The organism is Bacillus sp. RCC_6_1 (genome assembly GCF_041360755.1).
Taxonomy (GTDB): Bacteria; Bacillota; Bacilli; order Bacillales; family Bacillaceae_G; genus Bacillus_A; species Bacillus_A cereus.
Genome location: NZ_JBFUPV010000002.1, coordinates 419,850 through 426,831 on the forward strand (window position 1 = coordinate 419,850; position 6,982 = coordinate 426,831).

The window sequence follows — 6,982 nt, forward strand, 5'->3', positions numbered from 1 at the left end:
ATTGATTACAATATTATAGCATTAAAAAAGCACAGAGAATGATAAAAAACTCTGTGCTTTACATTAATAAACGAGAAATCCTGCTTTATCTAACGCCTCACAAGCAGCATCTAACTTCTCTTTAGAATCTGCTTCAATTGTATGTAAGTGAATACCGTCTGTTAGTTGCGATAGATAGGAAGCATTTGTGTTTTCGATTTTTTGTAAATATTGCTCTACATCAAAGCGATTGCTTACCATAATGGATGCTGTTAGGTCACCGTATACAGGATGCTCAACTTTTACGTCTTTAATCGTAACGCCGTGGTCAACAAGCATTGTAAGTTCTTGACGTACTTCTGCTGGTTTGTGCTGGCATACGATTACGCGTTCAAAAGCTTGTTGTTTCTCTTGTGGCTTTAAATATAAATAGCCTTGGGCAGTCGCAATAATTGGTTCGTTTCGTGCTTTAAGCAAGGAAATATCTTGCACGATAACTTGTCTACTTACGTTTGTCTTCTTCGATAGTTCATTCCCAGATAACGGCTCATTTGCAGCGAGAAGCCACTGAAGGATAAGCTGTCGTCTTTCTTCACCTAAAATCTTTTTTTGGTCATTTTGTTTCATTATGATTTAACACCTCTATAAAATTGATTTCCAATTGTGTGTAGTGCATGAATAGTAGTATCAATTTGATCTTTCGTTGTTTGTTGTCCGAAAGAGAAGCGGACATATTGTTTGGCCTCTTCATACGTTTTTCCAATTGCAAGCATAGTTTTCGAAGGTTCTTGTTTACCGACTTGGCAAGCACTTCCGGTGGAAATGGCGATACCATGGCGATTACATTCTAGCATAGTATATTGACCTTCTATTCCTTTTATTGTAACCCCAACAATATGTGGTAAACAAGAAGTAGAATGACCTTCTACTTCAATTTCTAGCGGAAGTGTTTGTATTTGCTCTAAAAAGTAGGATCGTAACTCTTTAAAACGTAAACTTTCTTCCCATTGGGTTTTTAATATATTTTCAGCAGCTGTTAAAAAAGATGCGATGCCGGGAACATTTACTGTGCCTGGGCGAAATCCTTTTTCGTGAGAAGTTCCTGGAAATACTTGTTCCCAGCGAGATTGCGGATTTATGTAGCAAGCGCCGACACCTTTTGGTCCGTATATTTTATGTGCTGAAACAGAAAGACTATCAATCCCCATCTCAAAAACATGGATAGGCAGTTTACCAAACGTTTGCACACAATCCGTATGAAATAAAACATTATATTTTTTTAAAAGTGCCCCGATTTCTGTAATGTTTTGAACGGTTCCGATTTCAGAGTTTCCATGCTGTATACTTGCTAGCACAGTATCTTCTGTAATAGCTGCCTCTAAATCTACTAAACAAATGAGTCCATTTTTATCAACAGGAATTTCAGTGATCGTATAGCCTTTTGATTTTAGAGATTGAAAATAACTTCGAATGGATGCATGTTCCATAGGTGTCGTAATAATATGCTTCTTAGTTCGGGGATTTAGAAGTGATTGGATCGCAAGATAGTTTGATTCCGATCCGCCACTTGTGAAAAATACTCCTTGTTCTTTTCCTCCAATCATTTCCGCAAATGTTTTTCGGCAAACTTGTAATAAAGAAGCAGCTGTTCCTCCAATATCATGTAAACTTTGTTCATTTCCGAAGTATTGCGACGCTGCTTTCATATATGTTTGTAACGCTTCCTCGCTCATAGGTGTAGTAGCTGCATAGTCAAGATATATCATCATGTAAGTTCCTCTCTCTAGTAAGAGTTACAGTTCTTTTACTTTTTTAATGGTAGTGAAAATAAGAATTATAAAAAAACTCTTGTCATTATTTTAAAACTATGTAAATATAGGTGTCAAGACAGTTGAAAAGTGTAAAGTAGGAGGCAACAATTATGCCAAGTGCAGATGTCTTAATTATTGGAAGTGGTGTTGCGGCACTTCGTGTTGCAAAAGAGATTTGTCACGAAAAGAATGTGATTATTATCACAAAGGAGACGAAACGTAATAATAATACACATTTAGCTCAAGGTGGAATTGCCGCAGCGGTAGCTACATATGACAATCCTAATGATCATTTTGAAGATACATTAGTAGCAGGTTGTCATTATAACAATGAAGAAGTGGTCCGTTATTTAGTCGAGGAGGGACCGAAAGAAATTAATAACCTTATTGAAAGAGGAATGAAATTTGATGGGGATGAAACAGGTCCTCATCTTGGAAAAGAAGGAGCGCATCGAAAACGTCGTATTTTACATGCAGGTGGCGATGCAACAGGAAAGAATTTATTAGAGCATCTTATTCAAGAAGTAGCTCCATACGTTACGGTAGTGGAACAGGAAATGGTGCTCGATTTTATTATAGAAAAAGATAAATGTGTTGGGGCTTTAACTCGCAACAATAAAGGAGAATTGAAACGTTACAATGCAGATTATACGGTGTTAGCTTCAGGCGGTATTGGCGGTTTATACGCCTTTACTTCTAATGATGAGACGATTACAGGCGATGGACTTGCAATGGTGTACCGTGCAGGCGGAGAGCTTGTAGATTTAGAGTTTATACAATTTCATCCGACGATGTTATACGCGGGTGGGCGTTGTTCCGGCCTCGTGTCCGAAGCTGTTCGCGGAGAAGGAGCTGTCCTTATAAATGGAAAAGGGCAGCGTTTTATGATGGATATACATTCCGAACAGGATCTAGCACCTCGTGATGTAGTCGCACGGGCTATTCACGAACAGCTACTTGCGGGTGAAAAAGTGTACTTAAACATCGAAATGATTCAAAACTTTGAACAACGCTTTCCGACCGTGTCATCGATATGTAAAACAAATGGAGTCGATATAAATAAAAAACTTATTCCAGTCGTGCCTGGTACTCATTTTCACATGGGCGGCGTGAAAACGAACTGTGATGGAGAGACGTCTATTCCCAACTTATACGCAGTCGGTGAAGTAGCTTGTAACGGAGTTCATGGTGCAAATAGATTAGCGAGTAATTCATTATTAGAAGGTCTTGTGTTTGGAAAAAGAATCGGACGACACATTTTATCTAGAGAGACAAAAGAAAAGGTGAACATGCTAGCTGAAAAGGAAGCAAAGTTTATCGTTCTGAATCATTTACCGACGAAAGAAGAAATACAAAAATGCATGATGAAATATGTTGGGATTGTGCGAACAGAGCAAAGTTTATCTTATGCGAAGAGATGGTTTAGTAAGTATGGTGTTCGAAATATGATATTACAACATGATGTTCTTACGAATGAAGAGATAACACTTATTAATATGTTAACGGTTTGTGAGCTTATAGTTGTGTCAGCCTTGCAAAGAGAAGAAAGTATTGGCGGGCATTACCGGAGTGATTATCCAGATAGAAATATAGGAAAGAAAGAGATTGTTCGAGTAAAGAGAAAACGACAACTTGTGTGATGAGGGGAAGAGGGGCTTTATGAACACGATAAAAGTTAAAGAAGCATTAAACCGATTTTTTTTAGAAGATATAGGAGAAAGAGATGTAACATCTCAGCTTATTTTTCCAGATAACTTGCTTTCGAAAGGAACGTTTCTTGCGAAGGATACAGGGGTCTTTGCAGGATGTTTAGTAATTGAATCAGGATTTAAATTAATTGATGAGAGAATTGAAATAGAGCTTCATAAAAAAGATGGGGATCTTGTAGAAAAAGGAGAAATTATTGCAACAGTGCAAGGTCCAATCGCATCGTTATTAACAGCAGAGCGCGTTATATTAAATGTTATTCAGCGTATGAGTGGAATAGCGACGATGACGCGTAAAGCGGTTCTTGCTTTAGATAGTAGCTATACTCGTATTTGTGATACGCGAAAAACGATGCCAGGACTACGTATGTTTGATAAGTATGCAGTCGTGTGCGGCGGTGGATTTAATCATCGCTTCGGTTTATATGATGGTGTCATGATTAAAGACAATCATATTGCTTTTGTTGGTTCTATTACAAAAGCTGTTACATCAGTGAAAGAAAAGTTAGGACATATGGTGAAAGTAGAAGTGGAAACAGAAACTGAGGAACAGGTGAGAGAGGCTGTCGCTGCTGGTGCGGATATTATTATGTTCGATAATCGTACGCCAGATGAAATCCGGGAGTTTTCAAAGATTGTACCAAGTGCCATCGTTACGGAAGCTTCAGGAGGCATCACAATTGAAGATTTATCGAAATACGGAAAAACAGGGGTAGATTATATTTCACTTGGAGCGTTAACACATTCAGTGAAAGCACTTGATATTAGTTTCAATATTGAAGAGTAAGGAAAGTGGCTTAGAGGGGGAGAAACGTATATGAGTATTTTAGAAAAAGTACAGCCAATTGAAACGATGTTACCAGAGCGTTATTACACAATGTCAACGGAAGATATGGAAAAGCGTGTTCGTGAAATTAAAGAGAAAATGGGGAAAATGTTATTCATTCCAGGGCATCATTATCAAAAAGATGAAGTGGTACAATTTTCAGATGCAGCAGGGGATTCACTTCAGCTTGCGCAAGTTGCAGCGAGCAATAAAGATGCAAAATATATTGTGTTTTGCGGGGTGCACTTTATGGCGGAAACAGCAGATATGTTAACTACAGATGATCAAGTTGTCATCTTACCAGATATGCGTGCAGGTTGTTCGATGGCGGATATGGCAGATATTGAACAAACAGAAAGAGCATGGAAAGAGCTCACGAAATTATTTGGAGATACGATGATTCCGTTAACATATGTGAACTCTACAGCTGCAATTAAAGCGTTTTGTGGTCGTAACGGAGGAGCAACAGTAACTTCTTCTAATGCAAAGCAAATGGTATCTTGGGCGTTTACTCAAAAAGAACGTCTCGTCTTTTTACCAGACCAACATTTAGGGAGAAATACAGCGCACGATTTAGGTATCCCGTTAGATAAAATGGCAGTATGGGACCCACACACAGATTCATTAGAGTACGATGGGGATATAGAAGAAATTCAAGTGATTTTATGGAAAGGACATTGTTCTGTTCATCAAAATTTTACAATGAAGAATATTGAGAGTGTACGAAAAAATCATCCGGATATGAATATTATTGTACATCCAGAATGTTGCTATGAAGTTGTAGCTGCTTCAGATTATGCAGGCTCAACGAAATATATTATTGATATGATTGAATCAGCGCCATCTGGTAGCAAATGGGCGATTGGTACAGAAATGAATTTAGTAAATCGAATTATTAAGCAACATCCAGATAAAGAAATTGTTTCGCTTAATCCATTTATGTGTCCGTGCTTAACGATGAATCGAATTGATCTGCCTCACTTATTATGGACACTTGAAACGATAGAAAGAGGAGAAGAAATTAACGTTATTAGCGTAGACAAACAAGTAACGGCAGAAGCAGTTCTTGCATTAAATCGTATGTTAGAGCGTGTGTAAAGCAACGGTATTCCCGTTGCTTTTTTTCATACATATAATCATAACGAGAACGAAATGGGCATACATTGTTTTGAAGAAATCATTGTGGTTCTTTATGCTTATTCCACTTCGAATGATATTGAAAATCGAAGAAGTGATAAAAGTGAAAAGAAGTTAATGTTATTTAGAAAGAGTTACTTCAAGAGATTTGTTACTTATAGATAAGTTATACAGGAGGGGGAAAATTTGAAAATTCATATCGTGCAAAAAGGGGATACCCTTTGGAAAATTGCGAAAAAGTACGGAGTGGATTTTGACACGTTGAAAAAAACAAATACACAACTTAGTAATCCAGATTTAATCATGCCAGGTATGAAAATTAAAGTGCCATCAAAGAGTGTTCACATGAAACAACAGGCTGGAGCAGGTTCAGCGCCTCCAAAGCAATACGTAAAAGAAGTGCAGCAAAAAGAATTTGCAGCAACACCAACTCCGCTTGGAATAGAAGATGAGGAAGAAGTTACGTATCAATCAGCACCAATTACACAGCAGCCAGCTATGCAACAAACACAAAAAGAAGTGCAAGTAAAACCGCAGAAAGAGCTGCAAGTAAAGCCACAAAAAGAAGTACAGGTGAAATCACAGAAGGAGATGCAGGTAAAGCCGCAAAAAGAAGTACAGGTGAAACCGCAAAAAGAGGTGCAAAAAGAACAGCCAATTCAAAAAGAAAAACCGTCTGTTATTCAAAAACCACCTGTGATAGAAAAACAAAAACCGGCGGAAAAAGAAAACACGAAGTTTTCGGTAAATGTATTACCGCAGCCGCCACAACCACCAATAAAACCGAAAAAAGAATATAAAATTTCAGATGTAATAAAAAAAGGAAGCGAGTTAATTGCTCCTCAAATTAGTAAAATGAAACCTAACAATATCATTTCTCCGCAAACGAAAAAAAATAATATAATATCGCCGCAAGTGAAAAAAGAAAATGTAGGGAATATAGTGTCGCCGCAAGTGAAAAAAGAAAATGTAGGGAATATAGTGTCACCACAAGTGAAAAAAGAAAATGTAGGAAATATAGTGTCGCCGCAAGTGAAAAAAGAAAATGTAGGAAATATAGTATCGCCGCAAGTGAAAAAAGAAAATGTAGGAAATATAGTGTCACCACAAGTGAAGAAAGAGAATGTAGGAAATATAGTGTCACCACAAGTGAAGAAAGAGAATGTAGGAAATATAGTATCGCCAAATGTATCGAAAGAAAATGTAGTTATTCCACAAGTCATACCGCCAAATATTCAAATGCCAAATATTCAAATGCCAAATATAATGCCGATCATGGATAACAACCAACCACCGAATATAATGCCAATTATGGATAACAATCAAATGCCGAATATGATGCCAATTATGGATAACAATCAACCACCGAATATGATGCCAATCATGGATAACAATCAAATGCCGAATATGATGCCAATTATGGATAACAATCAAATGCCGAATATAATGCCAATTATGGATAACAATCAAATGCCGAATATGATGCCAATTATGGATAACAATCAAATGCCGAATATGATGCC

The 6,982-nt window shown here is 37.4% G+C and carries 6 protein-coding genes; 4 read left to right on the forward strand and 2 right to left on the reverse strand.

Annotated features, from left to right (window positions below):
• Positions 1–63 precede the first annotated feature (63 nt).
• Both AB6801_RS08260 and AB6801_RS08265 read right to left on the reverse strand, forming a co-directional pair.
• Positions 64–606 (reverse strand): transcription repressor NadR, encoded by a 543-nt coding sequence (locus tag AB6801_RS08260; RefSeq protein ID WP_000812240.1) that lies wholly within the window; start codon positions 604–606, stop codon positions 64–66.
• Positions 606–1,748, reverse strand: a complete 1,143-nt coding sequence (locus tag AB6801_RS08265) for an IscS subfamily cysteine desulfurase (RefSeq protein WP_000973761.1) — start codon at positions 1,746–1,748, stop codon at positions 606–608. The genes AB6801_RS08260 and AB6801_RS08265 overlap by 1 nt, the downstream gene beginning before the upstream one ends.
• A 152-nt stretch (positions 1,749–1,900) precedes the next feature.
• Here AB6801_RS08265 and nadB point away from each other — a divergent pair, with 152 nt between their 5' ends.
• From nadB to exsA, 4 genes are all read left to right on the forward strand, one after another.
• The gene (gene nadB / locus AB6801_RS08270) at positions 1,901–3,430 is read left to right on the forward strand and encodes an L-aspartate oxidase (RefSeq protein WP_370941055.1); all 1,530 of its coding nucleotides are present in this window, start codon (positions 1,901–1,903) and stop codon (positions 3,428–3,430) included.
• A gap of 19 nt (positions 3,431–3,449) precedes the next feature.
• A complete protein-coding gene (gene nadC / locus AB6801_RS08275) occupies positions 3,450–4,283 on the forward strand; it encodes a carboxylating nicotinate-nucleotide diphosphorylase (protein ID WP_065703133.1) in 834 nt (277 codons plus the stop codon).
• Between the two features lie 30 nt (positions 4,284–4,313).
• A complete protein-coding gene (nadA, locus tag AB6801_RS08280; RefSeq protein ID WP_098203144.1) occupies positions 4,314–5,420 on the forward strand; it encodes a quinolinate synthase NadA in 1,107 nt (368 codons plus the stop codon).
• 225 nt (positions 5,421–5,645) lie between these two features.
• The coding region (gene exsA / locus AB6801_RS08285; RefSeq protein WP_370941056.1) for a spore coat assembly protein ExsA at positions 5,646–6,982 on the forward strand (1,337 nt) is incomplete at its 3' end.

Coding starts and splice junctions, on each gene's coding strand:
- AB6801_RS08260 (WP_000812240.1), bottom strand. CDS start 606: ATGAAACAAAATGACCAAAAAAAGATTTTAGGTGAAGAAAGACGACAG.
- AB6801_RS08265 (WP_000973761.1), bottom strand. CDS start 1,748: ATGATGATATATCTTGACTATGCAGCTACTACACCTATGAGCGAGGAA.
- nadB (WP_370941055.1), top strand. CDS start 1,901: ATGCCAAGTGCAGATGTCTTAATTATTGGAAGTGGTGTTGCGGCACTT.
- nadC (WP_065703133.1), top strand. CDS start 3,450: ATGAACACGATAAAAGTTAAAGAAGCATTAAACCGATTTTTTTTAGAA.
- nadA (WP_098203144.1), top strand. CDS start 4,314: ATGAGTATTTTAGAAAAAGTACAGCCAATTGAAACGATGTTACCAGAG.